This is a genomic window from Saprospiraceae bacterium (assembly GCA_016716185.1).
In the GTDB taxonomy this organism is placed as follows: Bacteria; Bacteroidota; Bacteroidia; order Chitinophagales; family Saprospiraceae; genus Vicinibacter.
This window is the reverse complement of sequence record JADJWV010000002.1, coordinates 2116148-2142189: the sequence shown is the minus strand read 5'-3', so window position 1 is coordinate 2142189 and position 26042 is coordinate 2116148. Positions and strand designations below refer to the sequence as shown.

19 protein-coding genes are annotated in these 26042 nt (G+C 40.4%); 9 read left to right on the top strand and 10 right to left on the bottom strand.

All coding sequences use genetic code 11. From position 1 onward, the window contains the following. The first annotated feature begins 4 nt into the window (after positions 1-4). The 4 genes from IPM34_10230 to IPM34_10215 all read left to right on the top strand — a co-directional run bounded on the left by IPM34_10230 (position 5) and on the right by IPM34_10215 (position 2908). Entirely contained in the window at positions 5-592 is a 588-nt protein-coding gene (locus IPM34_10230; protein ID MBK8955918.1) for an FKBP-type peptidyl-prolyl cis-trans isomerase, read from the top strand. Positions 593-617: 25 nt separating this feature from the next. Then, the gene (gene trmD, locus IPM34_10225; protein MBK8955917.1) at positions 618-1304 is read left to right on the top strand and encodes a tRNA (guanosine(37)-N1)-methyltransferase TrmD; all 687 of its coding nucleotides are present in this window, start codon (positions 618-620) and stop codon (positions 1302-1304) included. A gap of 12 nt (positions 1305-1316) precedes the next feature. Further along, positions 1317-2045, top strand: a complete 729-nt coding sequence (locus IPM34_10220; GenBank protein ID MBK8955916.1) for a TIGR02206 family membrane protein — start codon at positions 1317-1319, stop codon at positions 2043-2045. Positions 2046-2320: 275 nt separating this feature from the next. Next, the gene (locus tag IPM34_10215) at positions 2321-2908 is read left to right on the top strand and encodes a hypothetical protein (protein MBK8955915.1); all 588 of its coding nucleotides are present in this window, start codon (positions 2321-2323) and stop codon (positions 2906-2908) included. A 158-nt stretch (positions 2909-3066) separates the two neighbouring features. Here IPM34_10215 and IPM34_10210 read toward each other — a convergent pair whose 3' ends face one another. From IPM34_10210 to nhaD, 3 genes are all read right to left on the bottom strand, one after another. After that, positions 3067-3498, bottom strand: a complete 432-nt coding sequence (locus tag IPM34_10210; GenBank protein MBK8955914.1) for a TonB family protein — start codon at positions 3496-3498, stop codon at positions 3067-3069. A 32-nt stretch (positions 3499-3530) separates the two neighbouring features. Continuing rightward, complete coding sequence (locus IPM34_10205; protein ID MBK8955913.1) at positions 3531-6593, bottom strand: glycosyl hydrolase; 3063 nt, start codon at positions 6591-6593, stop codon at positions 3531-3533. Between the two features lie 62 nt (positions 6594-6655). Further along, the gene (gene nhaD / locus IPM34_10200; protein MBK8955912.1) at positions 6656-7921 is read right to left on the bottom strand and encodes a sodium:proton antiporter NhaD; all 1266 of its coding nucleotides are present in this window, start codon (positions 7919-7921) and stop codon (positions 6656-6658) included. 157 nt (positions 7922-8078) lie between these two features. Between nhaD and dusB the strand changes: the two genes are divergently transcribed. Continuing rightward, complete coding sequence (dusB, locus tag IPM34_10195; protein ID MBK8955911.1) at positions 8079-9086, top strand: tRNA dihydrouridine synthase DusB; 1008 nt, start codon at positions 8079-8081, stop codon at positions 9084-9086. A gap of 2 nt (positions 9087-9088) precedes the next feature. Beyond that, on the top strand, positions 9089-10567 hold the full coding sequence (locus IPM34_10190) for an HD domain-containing protein (GenBank protein MBK8955910.1): 1479 nt from the start codon (positions 9089-9091) through the stop codon (positions 10565-10567). On the opposite strand, the gene IPM34_10185 is transcribed toward IPM34_10190, so the two are convergent. Beyond that, positions 10557-12329: an OmpA family protein gene (locus tag IPM34_10185; GenBank protein MBK8955909.1), complete on the bottom strand. Its 1773-nt coding sequence runs from the start codon at positions 12327-12329 to the stop codon at positions 10557-10559. The genes IPM34_10190 and IPM34_10185 overlap by 11 nt on opposite strands. 167 nt (positions 12330-12496) lie before the next feature. Between IPM34_10185 and IPM34_10180 the strand changes: the two genes are divergently transcribed. Continuing rightward, complete coding sequence (locus tag IPM34_10180) at positions 12497-14026, top strand: amino acid permease (GenBank protein ID MBK8955908.1); 1530 nt, start codon at positions 12497-12499, stop codon at positions 14024-14026. A 902-nt stretch (positions 14027-14928) separates the two neighbouring features. Here IPM34_10180 and IPM34_10175 read toward each other — a convergent pair. The 4 genes from IPM34_10175 to IPM34_10160 all read right to left on the bottom strand — a co-directional run bounded on the left by IPM34_10175 (position 14929) and on the right by IPM34_10160 (position 20755). Further along, complete coding sequence (locus tag IPM34_10175) at positions 14929-17286, bottom strand: T9SS type A sorting domain-containing protein (GenBank protein ID MBK8955907.1); 2358 nt, start codon at positions 17284-17286, stop codon at positions 14929-14931. A gap of 722 nt (positions 17287-18008) precedes the next feature. Continuing rightward, the gene (locus IPM34_10170) at positions 18009-19475 is read right to left on the bottom strand and encodes an amino acid permease (protein ID MBK8955906.1); all 1467 of its coding nucleotides are present in this window, start codon (positions 19473-19475) and stop codon (positions 18009-18011) included. A gap of 170 nt (positions 19476-19645) precedes the next feature. Further along, on the bottom strand, positions 19646-20044 hold the full coding sequence (locus tag IPM34_10165) for a biopolymer transporter ExbD (protein MBK8955905.1): 399 nt from the start codon (positions 20042-20044) through the stop codon (positions 19646-19648). An 18-nt stretch (positions 20045-20062) separates the two neighbouring features. Continuing rightward, on the bottom strand, positions 20063-20755 hold the full coding sequence (locus IPM34_10160; protein ID MBK8955904.1) for a MotA/TolQ/ExbB proton channel family protein: 693 nt from the start codon (positions 20753-20755) through the stop codon (positions 20063-20065). 334 nt (positions 20756-21089) lie between these two features. Here IPM34_10160 and IPM34_10155 point away from each other — a divergent pair, with 334 nt between their 5' ends. Together IPM34_10155 and IPM34_10150 are read left to right on the top strand one after the other, a co-directional pair. Beyond that, positions 21090-22748, top strand: a complete 1659-nt coding sequence (locus IPM34_10155; GenBank protein MBK8955903.1) for a Na/Pi cotransporter family protein — start codon at positions 21090-21092, stop codon at positions 22746-22748. Positions 22749-22956: 208 nt separating this feature from the next. Then, the gene (locus IPM34_10150) at positions 22957-23337 is read left to right on the top strand and encodes a LysM peptidoglycan-binding domain-containing protein (protein ID MBK8955902.1); all 381 of its coding nucleotides are present in this window, start codon (positions 22957-22959) and stop codon (positions 23335-23337) included. Between the two features lie 55 nt (positions 23338-23392). Here the strand turns inward: IPM34_10150 and priA are convergent, their stop codons facing one another. Beyond that, complete coding sequence (gene priA, locus IPM34_10145; GenBank protein MBK8955901.1) at positions 23393-25180, bottom strand: primosomal protein N'; 1788 nt, start codon at positions 25178-25180, stop codon at positions 23393-23395. Beyond that, positions 25098-25844 carry a hypothetical protein gene (locus tag IPM34_10140; protein MBK8955900.1) on the bottom strand — a complete coding sequence of 249 codons (747 nt, stop codon included), beginning with the start codon at positions 25842-25844 and terminating at the stop codon, positions 25098-25100. The genes priA and IPM34_10140 overlap by 83 nt, the downstream gene beginning before the upstream one ends. Between the last annotated feature and the right edge of the window lie 198 nt (positions 25845-26042).

Below are 26042 nucleotides of genomic sequence, written 5' to 3'. Positions count from 1 at the left end.
GAAGATGGATACATTGAGTTACAGTATTGGGGTGTTGTTTGGTAGTAGTTTGAAACAACAGGGGTTGGATAAAATAAATGCAGCAGATCTCGCAGAAGCATTTGATGCAGCTATGAATGGTAAACCAACAAAGTTGTCCAAAGATGAGGCCACACAAATTTATTCAAAGGCCATGGGTGAATTATCAGCAAAAGCAAGTCATGCTGCTAAAGCGGAAGGAGAGCAATTCCTGAAAGAGAATTCTAAAAAGGAAGGTGTTGTTTCTCTTCCCAGTGGTTTGCAATACCAGGTTATTAAAATGGGCGATGGAGCAAAACCATCAGCTACATCCAAGGTGAAAACTCATTATCACGGTACATTGATCAACGGAAAAGTTTTTGACAGCAGCGTGGAAAGAGGCGAACCCATTTCATTTCCATTAAACGGAGTGATCAAAGGCTGGACAGAAGCTTTGCAGTTAATGCCCGTAGGTTCAAAATGGAGATTATTCATTCCATATCACCTTGCTTACGGCGAAAGAGGTGCGGGAGCAGATATAAAACCTTATTCAACGCTGATTTTCGAAGTTGAGTTGTTGGCTATTGAAGAATAAGTTCAATGTCTGAAAAACGGGGTCTATGCATTTTACCATAGTAAGTGTCATCCCGGAATTGATGAGTAGTCCCTTGGGTCACTCCATCATTCAACGTGCTCAGGAACGCGGTTTGCTCACGATAGAATGCATAGACTTACGATCGTTTGGATTGGGGGCTTATCGCCAGATAGACGATTACCCTTATGGGGGTGCTGCGGGTATGGTCCTGATGATAGAACCCCTGGTCAACTGTGTTGAGATATTAAAGCAACAGCGAAGCTTTGATGAAATAATTTACCTCACTCCCGACGGCGAAACATTCGATCAGAAAACAGCCAATCAACTCAGTCTGAAGGAAAATCTTCTGATCATTTGCGGACATTACAAAGGAGTCGATCAAAGATTCAGGGATCATTGGGTCACCAGGGAAATTTCCATCGGAGATTATGTACTATCGGGAGGAGAACTGGCAGCTTGTGTTTTGGTGGATGCTGTCGGCAGATTGTTGCCGGGCGTACTCAATGATGAAACATCTGCCTTGACAGATTCTTTTCAGGACAATCTTTTGGCTCCACCGGTCTATACCCGCCCGTCGAGTTTCAAAGGACTCGATGTGCCGGAAGTATTATTAAGCGGACATCAGGCCAAAATCGATGAGTGGAATTTCGAACAAGCGTTACAAAGGACAAAACAAAAAAGACCCGACTTACTTGAGGATGCTCAGGAATAATTAAATTGCACCATGGATCCATCTTGGGAGCAATTTCTCGGACAAGTTAGTGGATTTGAACGTTTTTCAATCGAGCATTGGATTCCAATGATCCTTTGGATCTTTGGTACATATCAATGGATCAATTGGGCTCAGAAGAAATCTGTAGCTGAAAAACACAGATCGGCTTTTTGGTTTTCGGCAAGCCTGGCATTTGCAGTACTAACCTGGATGCTGATTCGGATGGCTATGGGCAGATTCGATATCAAAGAAGATCTTCCCTTTCATTTATGCAACATCTTAGCTGTTCTGTTTCCTGTCGCTTTGTATTTTCAGATCAAATGGTTTTTTGGAATTCTGTATTTCTGGGTACTTGTTGGTACGTTGCAAGCCGTGATCACACCTGATTTAAGAGAACCTTTTCCGCATTTCGTATATTTTCGGTATTGGTGGATCCATTGCGGATTGATCACTTTGATTGTTTACGGGCTCATTGTTCTCAAATGGAGAATTGAGGTTCGCGATATTGGTAATGCCATCATCGGGGCAAATGTTTATCTGGTTTTTTCTCTGATCATCAACTGGTTTACAGGTGGAAATTATTTTTTCACCATGCGAAAACCAGAAGCTGCCACGCTATTGGATTATCTCGGGCCATGGCCCTGGTATCTGCTTACCGGTCAATTGGTGATGTTGATCTTTTTTATTATTTATTATTTGCCGGTACGGTATTTTCAAAACAGAAAAGAGCAAAAAGCTTAAAGCAATGAGTACAAAACCAAAGTAAAGAGAAAAATTTCGTTGCTATTCTAACTTCATTTATTAAAATTGATTGTTCTGTTAAAAGAAACCCTTTGCAATCTTCGGTAAAAACATTGCAATCTCAGCGGTTAATAAGAGACATCATTTTCTATACAACTCTCATTTATGAAAATGTACAATTTTAAACCGCAAAGGAAGAAGAGAAGGCGCGAAGGGCGCTAGGAATTTTTCGGTTAGCTTTTTGTCCCTTCTATGAAAATTGCACTTTTCGTTTATTGAAACTCTCCGTGCTCTTCGGTAAAAACATTGCGGCCTTTGCGGTTAATAACGAGACATCATTTTCTCCACAATTCACTTTTATGAAAATGTACATTTTTTTAACCGCGGAGGAAGATGAGAAGGCGCGAAGGGCGCTAAGAATTTTTCGGTTAGCTTTTTGTCCCTTCTATGAAAATTGCACTTTTCGTTTATTGAAACTCTCCGTGCTCTTTGCGAAAAACATTGCGGCCTTTGCGGTTCATAACGAGACATCATTTTTTCCACAATTCACTTTTAAGAAAATGTACATTTTTTTAACCGCGGAGGAAGAAGAGAAGGCGCGAAGGGCGCTAAGAATTTTTCGGGTAGCTTTTTGTCCCTTCTATGAAAATTGCACTTTTCGTTTATTGAAACTCTCCGTGCTCTTTGCGAAAATCATTGCGGCCTTTGCGGTTAAACTCGAGACGTCATTTTCTATTCAACTCTCTTTTATGAAAATGTACATTTTTTTAACCGCGGAGGAAGATGAGAAGGCGCAGAGAGCGCTGAGAGTTTCCGATCCGCTTCTGATCCCTATTATGAAATTTACTTTTCTATATAAATAGAATCTTTCCAGGCTCTTTGCGAAAAACATTGCGTTCATTGCGGTTAAGCACGAGAAATCATTTTCTATTCAACACTATTTCTAAAAACGTAAACTATTAGACATCGAAGTAATCGAAAAGTCGAAACTTCGAAATTTAGCGTAAACGTCTTTCCAATTTTACCCTTCAGCCTTTTCAACCCCCTTCCCAATAACCACCGTATACTGAATTAATTTTTCTGACTCCTTTGGTGTAACGACATAATTAACTTGCATGGGAGGTGGTGTGGCAGGTAATTTGAAATGAATATGAAAAGTCTTATAATAAATCACCTTGGCATTCCTGATTTTCTCCACCTGAAATTGAAGTAAGGAAACAACGCGCTGAGCTTCTGCATCGCATTCGCTGTGCAGTGAAGAGAGCACTTTGGTTTGAATGACCTTGCCCTCAAAATTGATTTCGCCTTTGATGATTACCGTGCCTTCGATTTTTTGATCAAATGCATTTTTGGGATACTTGAGATTTTGACCAATAAAATTTGCCATCGCTTTATTTCCTCCCGGATATTCGGGCGTAGGAAGAAAATCTTTGGCCTTTTTTTCTTTTTTCAATTTTTATGGATTGAGATCAAAAAGTTTGCAGCTTATTTAACAATCGCCGGTTTAATAAAGTCGAGCTCCAAAGATCTGATTTTGTGGTTAAAATATTTCAGATGTTCGGATTTGACCTGCACAAACCTTTGTAATTGATCATCGATGAGCTTTGTTACTTCATTCCGGTAAGCTTCGGCTTGTAAGGTCGGCGGAAAATTTCCGTGCTCGTATAAAGCAATTAAATGTGCCAGTTTATTGGTCAGTTTGATGGGGTAGTTGATCGGATCCTGATTGCTCTTACTTTTCGTCTGGTACAATTCATTTTCAATTTTAGTGAGTACACTGTCGATTGCATCTTTGATCAGGAACAAACTATCCGTTTTTTCATTTTTATCCAACTTGGAGCAAAAATCATTCAATTGTTTCTTAAGATCGCGAATTTCAATGAGAGCCTTGTGCGAACGGTCAATGGTCGATTTTATAGCATCAATAAATTCATATTGTTTTTCAATTTCAGCCTCCGTAGTTGGATATTTTTTATTCAGCACGACCTGGAACGATGTGCTGTCTGAATATTCCGGGCCGGTAACATATAATTTGTAACTGCCGGTTCTGGGTTTTGGGGCTTGTAAGCCAGCCCACCAAAGTACCATGCCATCGAAACTTTTGGCCGGTTTTCCACGAAGTTGAAATTCAAGTCGGTTACTTCCCGATTTAAGTTCTATTTTTTCGAAAGACCCATCTCCGGTTTTATTTGACCAGCGGCCAATAGTATCTTTGTTTGGTCCTATACAAACAAAAGCAAAACTGTCTTGAACAAATAAACTGTCGATGTAAAAATAAACCACAGCGCCATTTGCATGATTGGTACCGGAAAATTTTGAAGTGGAGGATCCACCATCGGTGCGCAAAACGGATTTGGGATGATATAAAACCGGTCGGGCTGTTGTAAAACGCGAAGAGTACTGCCGAAGAGGTCCAAGATCGTCGATTAGCCAAAGACTCCTGCCTTGCGTGGACGCAATGAGAAAATCATCTTTAATATGCAAGTCGGTAATGGGCACGATGGGTAAGTTGAGTTGAAGCGAATGCCAGTTTTTTCCATCGTCCTGTGAAAAATAAATTCCATATTCAGTCCCTGCATACAACAATCCCTGTTTAACAGGATCCGCCCGCAATACCCTTGTAAAATGCTCCGATGGGATTCCGGTATTTATTTTTTGCCAGGTTTTGCCGTAGTCGGAAGTTTTGAATAAATAAGGTTTGAAATCACCCGACTTATATCCCGTTGCAGCCAGATAACATCCTCCGTCTGAATGAGGATCGGGTTCAATGGAGTTGATCATGGTCCACGGAGGCAAATCTTTGGGTGTAACATTTATCCATTCTCTTCCACCATTCGGACTGTAATGCACCCATCCATCATCGCTTCCTACCCATAAGAGGTCTTTCACCCGGGGCGATTCGGCTGCTGCAAAAATGGTGCAATAATACTCCACAGAAGTATTGTCTTTTGTGATGGGCCCGCCTGACGCCTGCATCTTACTGGTGTCGTTGCGCGTCAGATCCGGACTTGTGGTTTGCCAACTGTGTCCTTCATCTTCTGTGATGTGCAAGTGGTTGGATGCTGCATACAAACGTTTGGGATTGTGCGGACTAAAAAAAAGCGGAAAATTCCATTGAAAGCGGTATTTTAAATTTACTGCACCATGTCCAAGTGGATTGTCTGGCCACACGTTGATGCTTCTGCTAATGTTTCGTTGATGGTCGTATCTGTTTAGGTAACCTCCATAACTTCCGCCATAAACAATTTCCGGATTCAAGGGATCGATGGCTATATGTCCTGACTCGCCACCTGCTGTGGGTTCCCAATCATTTGACCCGATGGAATATCCTTCTGTACGGTGATAGATACGAATGGTGCTGTTGTCTTGTTGCGCAACATAAATGCGGAAGGGGTGGTGGTTGTCGGTGGTGACTCTGTAAAATTGAGCAGTCGGCTGATTGTTTTGCGTTGACCAATGCCTGCCTCCGTCATCGCTGATTTGTCCTCCGCCGTCATTGGCTACGGCAATATAATTTGGTTGATCGGGATTAAACCACATATCGTGATGGTCGCCATGTTGTGTATTTACGGTGGTGAATGTTTTTCCGCCATCAGTTGATTTGTGCAGGGAAACATTCAGCGCATAAACTTCATCCTGATTTCTGGGGTGTACACAAATCCGGGAAAAGTACCAGGCTCGTTGTCTGATTTTTCTTTCTGAATTTACGAGCTTCCAGGTTTTACCACCATCGTTCGATCGAAACAATCCACCATTTTCATTTTCGATCATAGCGTACACAATATCGTTGTTGGAAGGGGCTACTGCAACGGTACTGATTCCCCAGGTGCCCGATGGTAAACCTTTGCTTTCGGAAATATTTTTCCAGTGGTCTCCTCCATCGGTGCTCATCCACAATGCAGATCCGGGTCCGCCACTGCTCATCTGATAAGCGGATCGTCTCATGTTCCAGGTCGTCGCATATACAATTCTCGGATTGGATGGATCGTAGGTCAGTTCTGCTGCACCTGTACTGTCATTGACATGTAAAACTTTTTTCCAGGATTTACCACCGTCGTTTGATTTATAAATTCCGCGATCCGGATGTGACTTGAATACATTGCCGAGTGCAGCCACCATCAGAATTTCGGGATTTGTGGGGTGGCATCTGATGCGGACCATATGCCTGGTTTGGTCCAGTCCCATTTTTTTCCAGGTCTTGCCGGCATCCTCAGATTTCCAGATCCCTCTTCCCGGACTCACATTACCACGAATGGTTTGTTCGCCTTCTCCCACCCAGATGATATTGGGATCAGCTTGCGATACTTCTACAGCTCCGATGCTTCCGCCAAAAAATCCATCTGAAATATTTTCCCAGTGTTTTCCTGCATCCGTAGTTTTCCATACACCACCTCCGGTGGTTCCCATGTAGAAAGTTTCGGGTTTGTTTGGCAAACCGGTTATGGCACATGAGCGCCCGCCTCTGAATGGCCCGATATGTCTCCATTCCATCCCTTTGATGTGTTTTTCAGAAAAAGGGATTTGCCCAACACTAACAAATGTTAGTATTGCAAAGAGGAAACTTAAAACGTAAGGCATTTTCAATTTTATGTGGATCATTGCAATAGAATTCAATCGAAAAAATAAATATACAACCACCCGGCTACATAACCCAGAAACGCTAAGACGCTGATCCTTTTCAAATACCAGGGATAAGTGATTTTTTCAAGCCCCATGGCGGCCACTCCCGCAGCGGATCCAATGATAAGCACACTGCCTCCGGTGCCGGCCGCAAATGCGACCTCATGCCAGAAATTATGGTCCACCGGATAAGAATACATGCCCATGGCACCGGCAACTAATGGAACGTTGTCGATAACAGCGGACAGTAAGCCCAATACAAAAGCAATCAATGCAGGATCGCTGATATGCCTGTCGAGAGCGTTGCCAAGGATTATTAATTGCCCGATGTGTTGCAATGCAGCTATTGCGAGCAGGATCCCAAAAAAGAACAAGATGCTTGGAATTTCAATTCTGGAGAGCGCATTTCTAACGGTTGGTCTCGGGCTTTCTTTGGTTTCCGGAAATTTATAGGGATGATCAATCTCGGATATCAGCCAGAAAATTGATAAAGCACCCATCATACCCATGAAAGGGGGCAAATGCGTGATGGTTTTAAAAACAGGGACAAAAATGAGTAGTATAACTCCGGTTATCAGATAAAACGAAGCTGAAGGATGGAATACACTCGGCATTTCAATTTCATCTTTATAAGATCCCCAAAATCTTGTATTTCTGGAAACAATCATCAATGGAATGCAAATGCAAATTAACGAAGGAATAAGGAGTTGCTTTACAAGTTCAATTGAGGTGACTTTGTGACCAATCCACAACATCGTCGTAGTTACATCTCCAATAGGAGACCAGGCTCCACCTGCATTCGCAGCAACAACAACAAAACTGACAAACCATAAACGGTCTTCGTTGTGATGAATTATTTTTCTGATCAGAGAAATCATTACAATAGTAGTGGTCAGGTTATCAAGCACCGCAGAGAAGAAAAATGATATGGCTGAGATCAGGATCAGCAAACTCATTTTTTTTCTGGCCTGAATCCATTTGCTGACCACACTGAAACCATCGTGAAGATCAATGAGTTCTACGATGGTCATGGCTCCTAAAAGAAAAAATAATATGGCTGCAATCTCTCCTAATACATGAGACATTTGCTCCATTAAATAATCTGGTGATTGGACGTGATCGTGGTTGAGTGCAATGACGACCCAGCACGCAACTCCTGTAAGCATAGCAGAAACCGCTTTATCAATTTTTAGCTGGTGCTCGAAAATGATGCACAAATAACCGATAATAAAGATGGCAGTGATCAGTGTAATCATATAAAATTTTAAAGGTGGAAAAGTACTCAAAATTTTTGAATGCAACCATTTCTCGTTTTATTAAAATAATTATATAAGATATTGATATACAACAATTTAATTCTATATTACTCATCCCTAAAGCCATATAACAAGGCATTTATTAACTTTGCGGGCGATGCAGGAGCCTTTGTATATTGGGAATATAGCCCTGCCGGATTTTCCGGTGGTGTTGGCACCTATGGAAGATGTAAGCGATCCTCCTTTTCGCATGTTATGCAAACAGCAAGGTTGCGATTTGATGTTCACGGAATTCATTTCCGTAGAAGGCTTGATCAGAGATGCTGCTAAATCAGTCCAGAAATTAGATATATATCCGGAAGAGAGGCCGGTAGGGGTTCAGATTTTTGGTGCGGAATACGATTCCATGATGCGGGCCACAGAAATTGTGGAACAGGCTAAACCCGAGCTGATCGACATCAATTATGGCTGCCCGGTTCAAAAAGTTGTTTGTAAAATGGCTGGTGCCGGTATACTCAGAGATGTTCCCAAAATGGTAGAACTTACCAAAGCTGTTGTCAATTCGACATCGCTGCCCGTCACCGTAAAAACGCGCCTGGGTTGGGATGATAAAACCATTTTTATTGAAGAAGTCGCAGAGAGGCTTCAGGATGTAGGTATAAAAGCACTGACTATTCATGCGCGAACGCGGTCGCAAATGTATAAGGGAGATGCCGACTGGACCTGGATCGCCAAAGTCAAAGAAAATCCCAGAATTCACATACCTGTTTTCGGAAATGGCGATATCGATAGTCCGGAAAAAGCTTTGCTTTACAAAAACAGATATGGAGTCGATGGTCTTATGATCGGCAGGGCCAGCATTGGGTATCCGTGGATTTTCAGGGAAATCAAACATTTTTTAAAAACCGGTGAGCTATTAGGTCCTCCTACTTTGGAAGAACGCCTGGATGCCGTACAACAGCATCTTCTGCATTCAATAAAATGGAAAGGAGAAAAACTTGGGATTTTAGAAATGCGAAGACATTATACCAATTATTTCAGAGGATTTCCGGGTGTAAAAGAATTTAGAACCAGGCTGGTAAGTTCAATGTATAAAAATGAAATTATAGATATTCTGGAAGAAATGCAGGTCCATTATTCCTGTGAAATGCAATTGGCAGGATGAACATGGAACAATCCTTATTATTTGATTTAAATCCTTCAGAAAAGAAAATACTTTCTATTATCTCTTCTGTTGCGCAACGTCATGGCATTGAAGTATATGCCATAGGTGGGTACATCCGCGATAAAATAATTGGTCGGGCTTCTGAAGATATCGATATCGTTTGTATTGGAGATGCCATCAGGCTCGCTGAGTTGGTCGCAGATGAATTGAAGCCCAGGCCCAGTGTGAATTTTTACAGCAGGTTTGGCACAGCCGCTTTTCAACACAAAGATTTACATATCGAGTTTGTGGGGGCACGCAAAGAATCCTATAAACACGATTCCCGTAAACCGGTAATTTTTTCCGGTACTCTTGAAGATGATCAGCTTCGAAGAGATTTTACGATCAATGCTATTTCGATTAGCCTCAATGCTAATAATTATGGCGAACTGATCGATCCTTTCAATGGATTGGGAGATATCAAACTAAAACGAATTAAAACGCCGGGCAACCCGGAATCGACTTTTTCTGATGATCCCTTGAGAATGATGCGGGCCATTCGTTTTGCAACACAATTAAATTATCAAATAGATCCCGAGACCTTAACCGGCATACAAACCAGTAGCGACCGAATTAAAATTGTTTCCAAAGAAAGAATCACTGCTGAATTCGATAAAATATTATTGTGTCCAAAACCTTCTGTAGGACTCGATCTGCTTTTTAAAACCGGATTGCTGGAAAAAATTCTCCCGGAACTGGTATTGCTTGCGGGCGTAGAATACCACGAAGGAAAGGGACACAAGGATAATTTTTACCATACTCTTGAAGTCGTCGATAATTTGGCAAAAAAGTCGGATCAGCTCATGCTTCGATGGGCAGCGCTGTTGCACGATATCGCCAAACCTCAAACGAAAAGATTTGAAAAAGGCATAGGATGGACCTTTCACGGACATGATGCCTTAGGAGCTGCAATGGTCCCCAGAATATTTAAAGGCTTGCGATTACCCCTGGATCACAAGTTAAAATATGTTCAAAAAATGGTTCGTTTACACCTGCGGCCCATTGCACTCACCAAAGAAGAAATTACCGATTCTGCATTGAGAAGATTGCTGTTTGACGCAGGAGAAGATCTCGAAGATCTCCTGATGTTGTGTGAGGCGGATATTACTTCAAAAAATATCACCAAGGTCAATCGTTATCTCAACAATTACCTGATCGTTCGTGAGAAACTTTTTGAACTGGAAGAAAGAGACCGAATCAGAAACTGGCAACCACCGGTAGATGGTACAGATATTATGGAAATATTTGCCATTAAACCAGGTAAGGAAGTAGGGATTATCAAAACTTGTATTCGGGAATCTATTCTGGAAGGAGTGATCCCGAACGAAAGATATGCCGCATTACAATTGATGTTTGAAAAGGGTAAAGAACTCGGATTGATACCTGTCAAATCTCTGGAGGAACTTACGACTGTTAGTTCTTCAACAAAAATTAATTCATAGCAATTATTTTAAGTTCTACCCGCTGATTTTTAAGCCTGCCTGCTGCAGTGTCATTGCTTGCGATGGGAACTCTTTTTCCATATCCTTTATGTTGAACCTGCGATGCAGAAATACCTTTCTGAATCAAAAAATCGGCAACGTTTTTAGCGCGTGAAGTGCTAAGCCGGTCACAATATTCGTGTGGTGGAATGGAATTCGTATGTCCGCCAATTTCGATAACAACATCCTTATTGTTCACCAGGAAGTCATAAATTTCGTTAAGAACCGCAAACGAACGATCGTTAATGACTGCGGAGTCGGCATCAAAAAACAATTGATTTATTTGCAGAGTCTGACCTACAGTAATTTTTTTGCGGTCCAGATCGGCAATGACCTTAGGTTGATCGATAATGATGTTGTAATTGAGTATGCAATTATTCTGATCCATAATGCGGATTCCCTGTTTCCCAGCGGCAAGGTTGCTGTTGCTCAGACCCGAGCGTCCATTCGACCACAAGGTTCTGTAGATACCCGTGCCGCCATGAATTTCAATGGTTGCTTTTCCATCTTTTCGGTTGACTGCTGAGACCGGAGATTTGGAAACGACCGTGACCTGAATCGGATCGGGTTCTTTTATTTTTATTGTGGCAACATAGTCTTCTGCCTCGGCATCCGTTACGGTTACCACATAGGTGCCTGCACCCAGACTGTCTCTGCTGCTCAGCTTTGTAACTCCATCAGACCACAGGTAGCTATAGGGTGTTTTACCTCCTTTAGCAATGGCAATGACGGATGCTGTTTTATCTCCGGCACATTTTAATTCACCTTTACTGTATGCAATGACACTGAAAGCTTGTTCTTCGCCATCGAGAATGTCTATTCTGAAGAGTCCGCGGTCAGCGGTACCCACCCATAAGTCGTCATTTTTATCACAAGCCAGTGACAGGGTTTGCGAAGAAACAAAACCATAGTCTTCATCCAGTAAGAGCGTATGGTCTGTATACGGATCAAATTGAACCAACAGCTCTGAAGCTACGTAAATTCTTCCTTTGCTATCGGAAGCGAGCGCTCTTACAGGGCCCTTGCTGAGGCCTCTTTTTACAGCAGCATCCTGCCAGCGTTCGCGGCCATCTTCTTCATAAACCAACCACATCCGGTCTTCTGCCAATAACCAGGTTCCTTCAGTCGAAGATATGGCTCCATTGAATTTTGAACTTTTCTCATAAATATCCCAATCTTTATCTTCGATTTTGATAATGCCTCCATCAGTTCCTACCCAAAATCTGTTTTTAGGATCGACATAAAGCGAATTGATACCTTCTTTATTTAGTTTGGAGTTTTTACTGGTATAATGGTTTAAAATTCTGCCCTGATCGTCCGACACCCGGAATAGACCTTTGTCCGTACCTACCCAAATATCCCCCTTATAATAGGCCATACATTTTATTTGAGCTCCTTTGATCGCAAGTTCAATAGTCTGATTTTTATCTTCGGTTATCAATTGCTGGTTGCGGTTCCCATACCAAACCAATTCCTTTTTATCTTCGGTAATAGCTGCAACAGAATCAGAACTCATCAATTCCGCATCGAGTTCCATTGAAATCATTCGGTACAAACCCCGGTCGGTTCCCAGCCATTTATAATTTTTCTTGTCGATGAGGATGGCCCGGACTGCTTCATCGGGAGCCAACTTCTGGTAGTTTTCAACCAAAGCCTTGTTTTCTTTTTGGCCAAAGCAAAGGAAGGGCAGCAGGATTAGTAATTTGCTGATAATGTTCTTCATGGAATGCAAAGTAATAAAATCTTTGCTTAAAACGGAAAGACATGGATTTTAGTCTGAATTTGAATAAAATGAAGGAACTTCATATGTTTTTAGCGGAAAGGGCTAAAATAATTGTAAACTATTTCCAAATGGAATTTCTCTTATATTCGCTGCTTATTCAATAACAAATGAAAAATCTCTTTAAAGTTAAACCTTTCGATCATCTTCATGCAGAAGCTGCTGATTCGAGCAAAGGATTAAAACGGACCTTAAGTGCGACAAACCTGGTCAGTCTGGGTATCGGGGCTATAATTGGGACTGGTATTTTTGTCCTGACCGGTACTGCTGCTGCCGAACATGCCGGGCCGGCTTTGGTTCTTGCTTTTATATTATCTGGCATCGGCTGTGCTTTTGCAGGCTTGTGTTATGCCGAGTATGCTTCGATGATCCCTATTTCCGGAAGTGCCTATGCATATTCTTATTCTACTTTAGGTGAATTCATCGCATGGATCATAGGGTGGGATCTGATCCTCGAATATTTGTTTGGGGCTTCCACAGTTGCAGTTGGATGGTCCGGATATTTTGTGAGTATCCTGAAAGATTTTGGCGTGTATTTACCGCCGGAGTTGATAGCATCCACCGGAACTAAGTTGGTCAATATCCCCAATGAAGGGTGGCAGACCCTAAACTCAAGTGTCTCCGATAAACTTGCAGCAGCATCGATAGATCCGGCAAGTCTTGAATCAGCGACAGCCCTATTCAATTTTCCTGCCGTATTCATTATAGGTTTATTGACTGTTTTGCTGGTTATCGGGATCAAAGAATCTGCAAATTTCAATAACATCATCGTATTGATAAAACTGGCAGTCATTATATTATTTATCATTTTTGGATTCAATTACATTCAATCCGAAAACTGGGTGCCGTTTATTCCTGAACGCATCATTGACGTAGATGGGAGAGGACACTACGGTTGGTTTGGTATTGTTACTGCTGCGGGTGTGATCTTTTTTGCCTACATTGGATTTGATGCAGTGTCGACATTGGCACAGGAAGCCAAAAACCCTCAAAAGGATATGCCGATTGGTATTCTGGGTTCGTTGGTTGTTTGTACGATCCTGTATATTTTAGTTGCATTGGTGATGACGGGAATTGTGAATTACAAGGAATTGAATGTACCCGCTCCAATTGCTCTCGCTATCGACAAGACCGGCGAATCTTTAGAGTGGTTGAGATTTCCAATAAAAATAGGAGCCATTGCCGGATTAAGTTCAGTGATTCTGGTGATGTTGATGGGGCAGCCTCGTATCTTTTTCTCCATGGCAAAGGATGGACTGCTTCCTCCCGTTTTCGCAAAAGTTCATTCCAAGTATAAAACCCCTCACGTTACTACCATACTAACTGGTGTTGTTGCGGCATTTTTTGCAGGTATTTTGCCTATTAATATACTTGGCGAATTGGTTTCAATAGGAACTTTGTTTGCCTTTGTCATTGTATGTATCGGAATCATTGTATTGCGTAAAAATAAGCCAGATCTGCCAAGGCCATTCAAAACCCCCTGGGTACCGGCAGTACCTATTCTTGGAGCTTTGATCTGTTTTGCCCAAATGTTGGGACTTCCCATGGATACCTGGTTGCGTCTGATCGTTTGGATGGTTCTCGGAATTTCCATTTATTTCTTTTACGGAATCAAACACAGTAAGGTGCAGAATGGATGATAAAGAATAGAGAATGAAGAATGAATGTTTATTGGTAAATTATATTTTTGATAAATAATACCGATATGGAATTCAACTTCCGCCTTTAACCTTGCGCCTTTAATTAATGCAGCATAGATGGAGGAGAATTCATTATAGAGTGTGGGGCAATGATTAATTAGTAAAGAGCAAAGTGTATAGGGTAACTCAATAAATCGTCCAGATAAAATAGCTTCTCAGAGAAGAAATAAATCTCTTTATTTTATCGGAACGAAAAGTCGAAAAACTCTTCCATTTTTCCCGCTCCTGCCCGACTGATATTTTGTTTTAAAATAATGGAAAACTTATTCGGTCAGGCGGGGATTACGCAGATTTCCGCAGATCTTTCATTTAGTTTATAATCAAAACTTCTACTAGTCGAAAAGACAAAATCCCGAAGTATCGAAATGTCGAAATGTCGAAATTTCGAAATGTCGAAAAACTCTTCCATTTTTCCCGCTCCTGCCCGACTGATATTTTGTTTTAAAATAATGGAAAACTTATTCGGTCAGGCGGGGATTACGCAGATATCCGCAGATCTTTTCATTTAGTTTAAAATCGAAACTTCAAAAAGTCAAAAAGTCAAAATCCCGAAATTTCGAAATGTCGAAATGTCGAAAAACTCTTCCATTTTTCCCGCTCCTGCCCGACTGATATTTTGTTTTAAAATAATGGAAAACTTATTCGGTCAGGCGGGGATTACGCAGATATCCGCAGATCTTTTCATTTAGTTTATAATCGAAACTTCGAAACTTCGAAACTTCGAAACTACGAAACTACGAAACTACGAAACTACGAAACGTCGAAACGTCGAAACGTCAAAACGTCAAAAAGTCAAAAAGACAAAATCCCGAAAAGTCAAAAAGTCGAAACATCCTCATCTATCAATACTTCAAAACTTCTTTAGACGAAACAACACGCTGTTGAGTAGTTTTTAAAAGCAAATGATAAATTCCGGAAGACCATGATTGTGTATCTAATTTTAACACAACACCCTCACTGACTTTATATTGAACTAAAGATGACCCTCTTGGATCTGTAACTTCTAAAATGAATTGATCAGCATCTCGTAATTCGTTAAATTTTACAATCAGTTCTTCGCCAAAAGGATTTGGATAAACTTCGAAATCAATACCACCTTGATGAAAGTCCTTGTTACTGACGATGAGGTACTCCGTTGTTACAACATTTGTATGAACGGGCTCATTGTTATCAAAATAAATGGAAGCAGAATTTTTTATTATTTTTCCTGAATAAAAGCTTGGTGTTGTAGTTACTGAAAATTGGGCAAAACCCTGAGATCCTAAATTGTCTGTCGTGCTGTCTGGTAATAAAATGTCATTAAAAATTAATTCATAAATCCCCAACTGATCACCGGTCAATTGGCAAGTATGACTGGATTGCAATAAACGAATCGAGCGTGCATCCAGCAATGGGTCTAAGGTATCACGAATGAATACTGTAAATGCCGTGTCGTTGCCTGTGTTTTGAAATCGTATGGTATAAATAAGTTCTTTATATGGAGTTAATGTGTCTTCAACAAAAGTTTTATTAACGGCTTTGTCGTTTGGATCATAAGAGCCGGTAACCCGACCGCCACATTTTGAAATGTTATCTTCTTTATATAAATCTTCCGGGTTTGAGACTTCAACTAGAAATTCGTAAGGAGTCCCAATGTTTGTTGTTTGAGGTACGGTGAAGTAACAAATAAATTGCAAATCCGCATTGGGAGATAATTTATCCATGTATTCAAAAAAGATTTTATTGCCCTGTATCTGCGTTGGAGTGAGTCGAGTGCTGGATTCGAATACCCAATTGGAAGGAAAAGCCAATTCGAGTTTAAATCCTATTGCATCTGAGCCACCGAGGTTTTTAATGCTAATGTAAACTGGATATTGACCAAAACCTCTTCTCGCTTGACTGCAAGCTAAATGGACTTCCAGGTCTATGGAGTCTGTGTTTACAACTGCAAAATCAAAATTGCCCGGAACTTGTCCAAAGCCATTCAGCGGCTTTACTAAATAATTATCGGGAAACTGGTCATAAAATTTTGGCAAAGGCAGCGGAGCAGTAATGGAATTCAGCTGTCCTGAATCCAGAAAAAGTGTATAGCCCAATTTGTTAGAAAAACTGATAGTTTGAGATGGAGAATTGAGGATTAAACGGTTTGATAAAATATCCTCAAGGGTATCATAGGTTCTGTTGTTGTTCTGATCTAAAAAGACCTTGCCCTTGATGTATGGTTTTCGGATACAAGGTGGAATTCCGTCATCGATGACCACGAACGTTAACAAGGAATCGAAAATACAACAGTTGGTGGAGTCTATAAATTGGCTCTTGTACTCACCGTTGGCGGTGACGACAGTATTTCCCCAAGCATAAGGCAGGTCATAATAACAAATTTGTCTGGCAGGTCCGCTAATCACTCCGGATTTAGGATTTACAGTAATTTCTATACATTTCTTGGAAGGCTGGGAGCAAATTGATCCAGTGCTTGGATTTCCAATGACAGCCGTTGCGCATAGCTTAAAAACTCCGGTATCTGGAAAACTCAGTTTAATGGAACGTTTTTGACGTCCAACCTCTTTTGTTCCCAATTCCCAAATGAAATAGGGTTCACAACCATTGGAGTCAACAGGTACAAAAAATGAGACATCACATGCTCCCTCGCAAACAGAGATTTTTTCACTATCTATATTATTGATTTTTTTAAGATCATTCATTTGTGGAATTCCTCCACCCTGAGTACTCAATGTAAAATCACAAACATCTCCGGAACAGCCATCAACCCATAAGTAATACATTTTACAAGCTTGAAGATTCACGGTGAAGCGTTCTTCAGCACCGGGCGGTACACACGGTATGGACCTGCATAAAATCTCTGTGCCACAGGAGCAATCTTCCCATATACCAAATTGCAGACCTTGAGAAGTGACACATCCTCCAATGGATAAACTCAAGGTTATATTCCCTCCCTGGGTAACAAAAGCCCACCAGCTGGTATTATGTCCAACACCCCCTTGCGAACAAAGTGGGCTGCAGGGGTTTGGTGTCGTACTGGAGTTAGCGCACGTGTAACCGTTTAACTGATCCAAAGAACATAACACGTGAGCTGTATCACAAATTTCAGACATGGGAGGAATACATTGGGCGAAAAAATGATTGCCACTTCCAAGACTCAAAATGATTGGAAATAAATAATTTCTTAACTTCTTGGAAATAATTTCATTCAGTAGTTTCATAGCAAAACAAAGGTTGATGTTATTTAATTAAATGACTTAAATATAATTCAATGGAATGGAATTATAAGAAAATTATGGCTAAAAGAGAATCAAGGGTGCATTTTCGCTCAACATTTTAAAGGGGATGCACCAATTAAACTGGCTCCTTTTGGCTCATATTTTCTATTCAATACAAGCTTCTAATCGTGCCTCTGGAGGCAATTTTATCATACTTGTTTTTACAAATTAATATAGAAAATACCCGCAATAACCATGAGTTCCTACGATCTGAAAGACCAAGAGCCAAAACTTCGAAACTTCAAAATCCCGAAGTATCGAAATGTCGAAATGTCGAAAAACTCTTCCATTTTTCCCGCTCCTGCCCGACTGATATTTTGTTTTAAAATAATGGAAAACTTATTCGGTCAGGCGGGGATTACGCAGATATCCGCAGATCTTTCATTTAGTTTATAATCGAAACTTCGAAACTTCGAAACTTCGAAACGTCGAAACGTCGAAACGTCAAAACGTCAAAACGTCGAAACGTCAAAATCACTAAACACGAATAGATAATAACTAATCCATAAAAGCAAACAACCATTAACAATAATGCATTTCCTATGATGTATTAACCCAATTCATGCAATGGAATCCAGTTTCTTAGCTTAAAGGCGTAAGGCGTAAGGCTTAAGGCTGAAGGCGTAAGGCCTAAGGCTTAAGGCATAACCATTATGCATTATCCATTAATCATTATCCATTATCTTCATCTTTCCCTCTTCTGTCTTCCTTCTTTTCCAAAAATAATAAACGGGGATTCCCAATGCAACGATCAAAAGTCCCGGAAATGAATATTGAGGTTTTTGGAAGAGCAGGTTTACGCAAAACAAACCTGCCAACAGTATGTATAAAGCGGGGACAACAGGATAACCAAATGCTTTGTAGGGTCTGTGGGCATCCGGTCTTTTTACCCGAAGTACAAATAATCCTGCAATGGTTATGATTGCAAAAAACATGACTGCAAACATCACATAATCCAGTAAATCGCCGTATTTGCCGGATAAACAAAGAAGGGAAGCCCAGACAAACTGGATCCACAGTGCATTGCCCGGAACGCCATGAGTGTTATTTTCTTTCATGTTTTTGAAAAACAATCCATCCTGCGCCATGGCCTGATATACGCGCGCACTTGCGAAAATGATTCCATTATTACATCCGAAAGTGGAAATCATGATCAGAAAAGCCATGATGACTGTAGCAACTTGTCCGAACATCATGAATGCTGCAGCAGTACCTATTCTGTTGTCATTGGCAAATTGAATTCCCTTTGTCAAGGTATCAGTACCATCTGGACTTCCATAAAATGGCAATAAAAATAAATAGGAGACATTGGCGAGGATATAAAGTGAAACCACGATCAGGACGCCGAAAAATAAACTCTTTGGTATGTTTTTTTCGGGATTTTCCATTTCCCCTGCAATAAAAGTTACGTTGTTCCATGCATCGCAGGAAAATAAAGAACCCACCAGGGCTACACCTATAGCTGATAACAAAACAGTACCGGAAAGTTCTTTGAGAATGTATTGTCCGGAAGCATCCAGACTATAACTCGGACTGAGATTCCAGAAATGGTCGAGATTAGCTTGCCAGATTTCCCAATTGCCAAAAACAAAAATTCCAAGAGCAATCAGGCCGAATAATGAAAACAATTTGGCAAACGTAAAAATTCTTAAGATGATCTTTCCATAATTGAGACCCTTGCTGTTCAGATAGGTGAGCAGGGCGATTACCGCAATTCCTAAAACCTGGGTAGATCTGATGGACCAGTTTCCGAGGTTAAATAATATATGATCTTCGTGAAATATCGGAACCAGCTCCCCAAAATAACTGGCGAATGCCACCGCTACAGCAGCGATGGTTCCGCATTGTACAACCAGGAAGACTGTCCAGCCATATAAAAATCCCGTAAGCGGATTAAAAGCTTCTTTAAGGAATACATAAGGTCCTCCGGCTTTCGGGAACATTCCTGCCAGTTCACCTAAACTCAATGCACCCAATATAGATATTACCCCAGCCAATGCCCAGATCAACAACAACCACCCGGGACCTCCGACCGTTCTGGCGATATCCGGACTCACTTTGAAAATTCCGGAGCCAATCATGGAGCCCGATACGATCAGTATGGCATCCATCAAGGTGAGCTTATTCTTCATATATTGTATTCTTGCATAAATATAGAAGGATGATTATAAATGTAAGCTAAAATGATTTTCCTTGGGGGAGGATTACCTTAAATAGAATATATTCCAAAGGAAGGCGAGAGCAGTTCAATACTCCTTATCTCTCAAGATGTTAAAAGAGGAGACCTTTCAGAAATCTGTGTTTAATCCGGATTTTCTGTCGCAAGCACCATCTTCACTTTCAGGTTAACTCCGATTTGCAATACTTCCACCAGATCCTGGACCGTTAAACCCTGATCCATCCTGATCACACAGGTCAGGTCCGGAACATTTTTTAAATACTTGCGAAGACTTGTTTCTAATTGATTGTAGGGTACTTCCTTTTGTTCGATGTAATACCTTTTATCGCTTGTTACAGAAATGGCAATGGGCTTTGTGGTGGTTTGCTCACTTTGTTTGGAAGAAGGAAGCAAAAGTTTGATCACATTTGGATTTGCCAGAGTGGAAACGATCAAGAAAAATAACAAAAGAAAAAACATGATATCGTTGAGCGATTCGACACTCAACTCAGCGGTTTCCCTTCTTCTTCCCCTAATGTTCATATGCTTTTTTTAAAATGCTTATTTAACGGGTGTGTGCAGGATGTCCATAAACTCGATACTTCTTCTCTCCAGCTTGTTTACCAACTCATCGAGCATCATGGTTAAAAAATAATATCCCAGAAATGCAACGATACCAACCAACAATCCACCCGCAGATGTCAGCATCTTTTGGTACAAACCTCCGGAAATGACACCAACAGATAAATTATCTGATAAAGAGATGTCGTAAAAGATTTTAATGACCCCCATGATGGTACCAAGAAATCCAAACATAGGAGCTATTCTTGCAATCAATGAAAGGTAAGTAACCTTTTTTTCCAGGCGGAATGTTTCAACTCTACCGACGTTTTCAATTGCATTTTCAATCTCAGGCATGGGGCGACCCAATCTGGACAATCCTTTTTCTACCATTCGCGCGAGTGGAGTGTCGCTGCCCGCACAAATACTTTGGATGACTTGAATATTTCCACTGCCAATGTTCGCTCTCAGGTTCTGCATGACGCGTTCATCTTCCTTGGCAAGAGCTTTAAAGCTCAGAAAACGCTCAATAAAAATGTAAAGTGCTACAAAGGAAAGTACCAATTGGATGGAAATGATCCCAACACCAATCGGTCCGCTCGATAAAATGATATCGACAATACTGGTCTTTGCAACTGCTTCTGCTGCGGCATCTGTGGCTTTTTCTGCCCAAAGTAAGGTGAGTAACTGCATGATTTATGGATTCAATTCTTAGTTTAATCGTAAAAACCGGTGTTTTTGGTATTTGAATTCAATACATTTGATATAAAAAGCTCATGTATCAAGCTACAAAAGTAAGAAATTGGTACAAACTTACAAATCCATTCAAAAAAAATAGTTAATATTTATTTCTTTGATAATCAGATGTTTAATTTATTTTTAACAAGCTTTGAAATTCTAGCCCTCTTAAATTTACGGAAAAAGCATAGCTTATCTGAATGGCATGGATATTAGCTTGACACTTTTTTAGAAATTGCAGAGGATATGATCGTGAATTTAATTGTTGTATTGGAGCCCCCGTCAACTTATGAAAGGATTTGATTTCTGGCAGTTCGCAGCCGGTGTGGCCATTTTTATTTATGCGATGTCTTTGATCGAAGACTCCTTAAAGCATCTGGCTGCCCGTTCATTTAAGAGGTTTTTGCAAAAGCAGGCCAAGAGTAAGTTTAAAATTACTGTTGCAAGTACGGCCATCACTGCAGTCCTACAAAGTAGTTCGGTCGTCATATTGCTCGTTTTATCTTTTGTTGGCGCAGGACTTATTCCATTAAAAGCTGCTTTGGCGGCAACATTGGGCAGTAATCTGGGGACCACCATGACCAGCTGGTTGATTGCAACCATAGGTTTTAAAATAAATTTCAGCAGTTTTTCTTTTCCGCTCTTGGGACTAAGTCTGCTGGGTTTGCTTTTTTTTAAGAAAAAGACCAACGTCGCGCAGTTCACGAATTTATTGATTGGCATTGCCATGTTGTTTATTGCGCTGGAATGGTTGAAAACTTCTGCAAACCAATCGCTCGAAATTTACTTGTCGGAATTTTCGCGATGGAATTATCTTTTTTTTATTGGTATAGGTTTCGTTTTTACTGGAATTGTTCAATCCAGTTCATTGACTATGGCTGTTGCATTAAGTGCGCTGTATAACCAAATTTTGCCTTTGGAAAGTGCTGCTGCAACAGTGGTTGGATCTGAATTAGGAACTTCTCTGAAATTCCTGTTGGCCTCCAGAACAGGTCTTGTCGATAAAAAAAGATTAGCCTGGGGGAATTTCATACTTAATTTCTGCACCATCATCATAGCCGCTTCATTTCTTTTTCCGATGCTTGATTTTATTTCAGGAAAATTACTGGTTCGGGATCCTCTGACGCAACTCGTTATTTTTCAATCCGGCATCAACCTGATTTCCTTAATTATATTTTATCCTCTTTTGGGACTGTTTTCAAATTTGTTGGTCAGATTTATAAAAGACAGACCATCGGAGTACATCGCAAAATTTATTGGCAATAGTTTTTCTGTTCTTCCTGCACAAGCCCTGGAATCATCACAAAAGGAAATTTTTCACTTGCTTGAATTGACTTTGGATCTAAATAAAAGCACTTTGGGAATCACAAATGATGCAGACAATGGTTTTGTTGGGAATCTCAGGCAAATGGCATCCGGTGAACAGGTGAGGTTTGAAGAAAAGTATAACAAGCTAAAATTTCTGCAAGGTGAAATACATGAATTCCTGTCAGAGATCAGACGAGACCAAATGAACGAAAGAGAAATTTTGAAATTGGGTAAAATATTAATCGTCGCACGTTTGATCCTTCGCTCGGCAAAAAATATGAAAGACATCCGCCACAATTTATTGGAATTTGAATTTTCTGCAAATGCAGTGGTTTCGCGTAACTACAATGAAATAAAAACGATGGAAATGGAATTTTACAAAAAATACAACTTGCTTTTAAATTCTGCTTTTCATAATAATGAGGCTGATTTGGTCCTGATGTTGAATCAAAACAAATCCGGTTATGAAGAAAGAATTTCAAGTCTGACTCATGAACTGATTAATAATGAAATTTCAGAGATGGAATCATCAAACTTCTTGAATGTCTATCGGGAAATTTATTCGTCCAATAAAGCACTTATACAGGTTATCGCAGAAATCAGTACGCTGAAGTCTATGGAGGCAGAAGAGCTTAATTAATTGGAAGTTACCTTCTAATTGCTGTAAATCATGTAAGTGTGGTGCAAGCGGGCTCTGAGAATTTAATGAGGTCTAATATGAAATTGCCTGATTTGCCATTTAATTACCCCCTTTTATAAATTATAGTAAAAATTTAAGGATATGATTACAAATGCCAATCTTAAAAATTGTAAATTTGTAGCTATTATTCACAATTAATTTTTATAATATGAGTTTACAGGATAAGTATCGGGCAGTCTTGGATCTGGGCCAGGAATTGAACATCCAACATGGTGATGTACAGGAAGTTGACGGTGTATTAAAAGTTTGGGGCACTGCACAAACACAATACGAAAAAGACCAGATTTGGGATAAGATTAAAGAAATTGGTGGAGATAATCCTTCTGATATCATTGCCGACATTGGAGTAGCCTATACCGACTTTTACGCAAAACATACCGTAAAATCGGGTGATAGTCTGAGTAAAATTGCCAAACATTACTACAATAATGCCGGTAGTTACATGAAAATATTCAATGCTAACAAACATATATTGAAAGATCCCGATGTAATTCATCCAGGCCAGGAACTTACCATTCCAAATGCCTGATTGAAGTCGATATGATAAGAAATTTAAAAGCTTGTCGCAAGACAAGCTTTTTTTTTTATGGGTCAACATCAATTTGGATTCTTACACCTCGATATGTTGAACCCGATTTCATTTTTTGAATTCTGACTGTCAACTCATTCTTAATCCTGAGAACCTGATTGCTGTCTCGCTCGATTTTGACCAGAATTTCTCTTACATAAAGACCTTTAATTTTTGAAACATGGGGTTCTGCAGGACCTAAAACCCGTTTTCCCAAAAGTACCTTCAAGTCCTTGCTCAGGACTTGGGCGGCATCTTCGGCGATTTGAGCTTTATTGTGAAGCAGTTGTAACCGGATAAGCCTGGTATAGGGAGGGTAATTAAATTTATGGCGTTCGCTAAGTTCCTTTTTATAAAAGGACTCCTGATCGTGATGCTTTACAAATTGTAAAACGGGATGATCGATGTGGTAGCCCTGTACGATTACAATTCCTTTTTGCGATCTTCTTCCGGCGCGGCCACTCACCTGAGTTAACAATTGAAATGCGCGCTCCTGTGAGCGGAAGTCGGGAAAGAACAAAATTTGATCGGCTTGTAAAACTCCTACCATTCCCACATGCTCAAAATCCAGACCTTTGGTTACCATTTGCGTACCAACCAGAATATGGGATTCCTGTTCCTGAAACGTTTCGATGATTTTCTGTTGCATTTTCCTGCTTCGGGCTACATCGAGATCGAGTCGTTGAAGTTTTTGTTCTGGAAATAATTCCTGAAGAGCTTCTTCAATTTGTTCTGTTCCGAAGCCCAGTTGTCTCAATGTAAATTGTCCGCAATCCGGACATCTGTCTGGAACTGGTTTTGTTTGTCCGCATATATGACATTTCAATTTATTCCACTGTTTGTGGAGCGTCAGTCGGATATCGCATTGGCTGCAGGCTGCTTCCCAATGGCAATTGGAGCATTGAAGCAGGGGACTATAACCACGTCTGTTCCTGAAAATAATGACCTGTTTTCCCAATGCAAATTGAGTTTTCATTTCTTCGATCAGGCGTTCGGAAAAATGACCATGCTTCTTGCCAAAGATTTGAGCCTCCTGCATGGATACAGTTTCAATGTCCGGTAAATCGCTGTCTCCAAATCTTTGAAATAATTTCACATAATGGTATTTTCCTTCACCTGCATTGTAGTAACTTTCTAAACTCGGAGTGGCGCTGCCAAGAATGATTTTACAAGAGTGTATTTTACTTAAAACAACAGCACAATCTCTGGCCTGGTATCGGGGTGATGGATCGTTTTGCTTGTAAGAAGAATCGTGTTCTTCATCGACGATGATCAGTCCCAGATTTGTAAAAGGAAGAAATATAGATGACCTCGCACCAATAAAAACAGAGGATGACTCTTTTGCAAGATTCCATACGGATAATTTTGATTTGGGACTCAAATCGGAATGATATTCCAGCAATTGTTCACCCAATTGTTGTTTCAAACGCCCCACCAACTGAGAAGTCAAAGCGATCTCAGGAACGAGATACAGGATCTGTTTGCCTTGATTGAGCAAATCTTCAATAAGTTTAAGGTACAGCATGGTTTTGCCACTGCCGGTTATGCCATGCAAAAGAATGGGTTTGCCTGTTTCAAAACAGTTTGTGATCTCTTTTAAGACTTTATCCTGCTCGTTACTAAGTATGAGTTCTGTTTTCTGACGGAATGATTCAGGGTAGTGGAATTTCTCAAGTTTGATTTCTTCGTAAATTTCTTTTTGCAATAATGCTTGTGTCACATCAGCCGGAGTAGAACTCAACTTTTGTAATTCCACACGGCGTATCCATCCATAATCTTTTCTTTGTTGTAAATAGTTTACCAATGATCGCGATTGCCTTTCTGATTTTTGGAACGAGATCAAGTGATTTATTCAACAGATCTTGATTTTCGCGAAGGCTTGGATGCAGCCTGATCCATGATATTTGAATGGCTTCGGCAGAATCTTCCAGTTTCTCATAAATCTGGATCCACCGCTTTTCAAGCATTTCATTCAACAATTTAAGTACGGCTTTTTTCTGCAGGATGGACTGGGCTTCCTGGATATTAATTTCTTTGCGAATTTCAAGAGCCTCTAAAAGTAAAAATTCGTCATCGGTAGCCTCTGTTGGAAAGTTATCCTGTTCGACAAGAGAAAAGATCAACGTTTCACTACCCGGTCTGAAGGCGGATGGAAGTGCTGCAATCATGATTTCGCCATAACTGCACATATAATATTCGCTTAACCATTCCCAAAACTTAAATTGTACCGAAGAAAATATTGGTTTTTCATCGATGATCGCTAAAAGTGGTTTGGGCTTTGTCCAGTTGGATTCCGAGTTCAGATTTTTAACAAGAGCACAATAATGTTTCCTTTTTCCAAATTCAACTTCAACCCTTTGTCCAATGCGGATAACAGACCGGAGTTCTTCCGGGACGGAATAGGTAAAAGTTCCTTCCACGTTCAATGGGAGGATGAGCTCTGCAAATTGAGGGGTTTGAATTGCCATTTTAAATCTGAACCTTTCTTGTTTTTCCGGGTAAAAGTATTAACAGGCTTTTACATATCCCTGTTCACTCAGATATATATCTGAGAATCGTAATTTCTTTATAATTTGCAATTTACCTGTAAAAACCAGAGCCAAATTGTAATTTGTTAATTTTCAAAGAATTTAAGTATTTTATTTAGGTTTGTAGCCTGGAATATT

Bases quoted from the DNA above. Each gene is read 5' to 3' on its own strand.
- IPM34_10230 (MBK8955918.1), top strand. From the start codon at position 5: ATGGATACATTGAGTTACAGTATTGGGGTGTTGTTTGGTAGTAGTTTG.
- trmD (MBK8955917.1), top strand. From the start codon at position 618: ATGCATTTTACCATAGTAAGTGTCATCCCGGAATTGATGAGTAGTCCC.
- IPM34_10220 (MBK8955916.1), top strand. From the start codon at position 1,317: ATGGATCCATCTTGGGAGCAATTTCTCGGACAAGTTAGTGGATTTGAA.
- nhaD (MBK8955912.1), bottom strand. From the start codon at position 7,921: ATGATTACACTGATCACTGCCATCTTTATTATCGGTTATTTGTGCATC.
- dusB (MBK8955911.1), top strand. From the start codon at position 8,079: ATGCAGGAGCCTTTGTATATTGGGAATATAGCCCTGCCGGATTTTCCG.
- IPM34_10190 (MBK8955910.1), top strand. From the start codon at position 9,089: ATGGAACAATCCTTATTATTTGATTTAAATCCTTCAGAAAAGAAAATA.
- IPM34_10185 (MBK8955909.1), bottom strand. From the start codon at position 12,329: ATGAAGAACATTATCAGCAAATTACTAATCCTGCTGCCCTTCCTTTGC.
- IPM34_10180 (MBK8955908.1), top strand. From the start codon at position 12,497: ATGAAAAATCTCTTTAAAGTTAAACCTTTCGATCATCTTCATGCAGAA.
- IPM34_10175 (MBK8955907.1), bottom strand. From the start codon at position 17,286: ATGAAACTACTGAATGAAATTATTTCCAAGAAGTTAAGAAATTATTTA.
- IPM34_10170 (MBK8955906.1), bottom strand. From the start codon at position 19,475: ATGAAGAATAAGCTCACCTTGATGGATGCCATACTGATCGTATCGGGC.
- IPM34_10165 (MBK8955905.1), bottom strand. From the start codon at position 20,044: ATGAACATTAGGGGAAGAAGAAGGGAAACCGCTGAGTTGAGTGTCGAA.
- IPM34_10160 (MBK8955904.1), bottom strand. From the start codon at position 20,755: ATGCAGTTACTCACCTTACTTTGGGCAGAAAAAGCCACAGATGCCGCA.
- IPM34_10155 (MBK8955903.1), top strand. From the start codon at position 21,090: ATGAAAGGATTTGATTTCTGGCAGTTCGCAGCCGGTGTGGCCATTTTT.
- IPM34_10150 (MBK8955902.1), top strand. From the start codon at position 22,957: ATGAGTTTACAGGATAAGTATCGGGCAGTCTTGGATCTGGGCCAGGAA.
- IPM34_10140 (MBK8955900.1), bottom strand. From the start codon at position 25,844: ATGGCAATTCAAACCCCTCAATTTGCAGAGCTCATCCTCCCATTGAAC.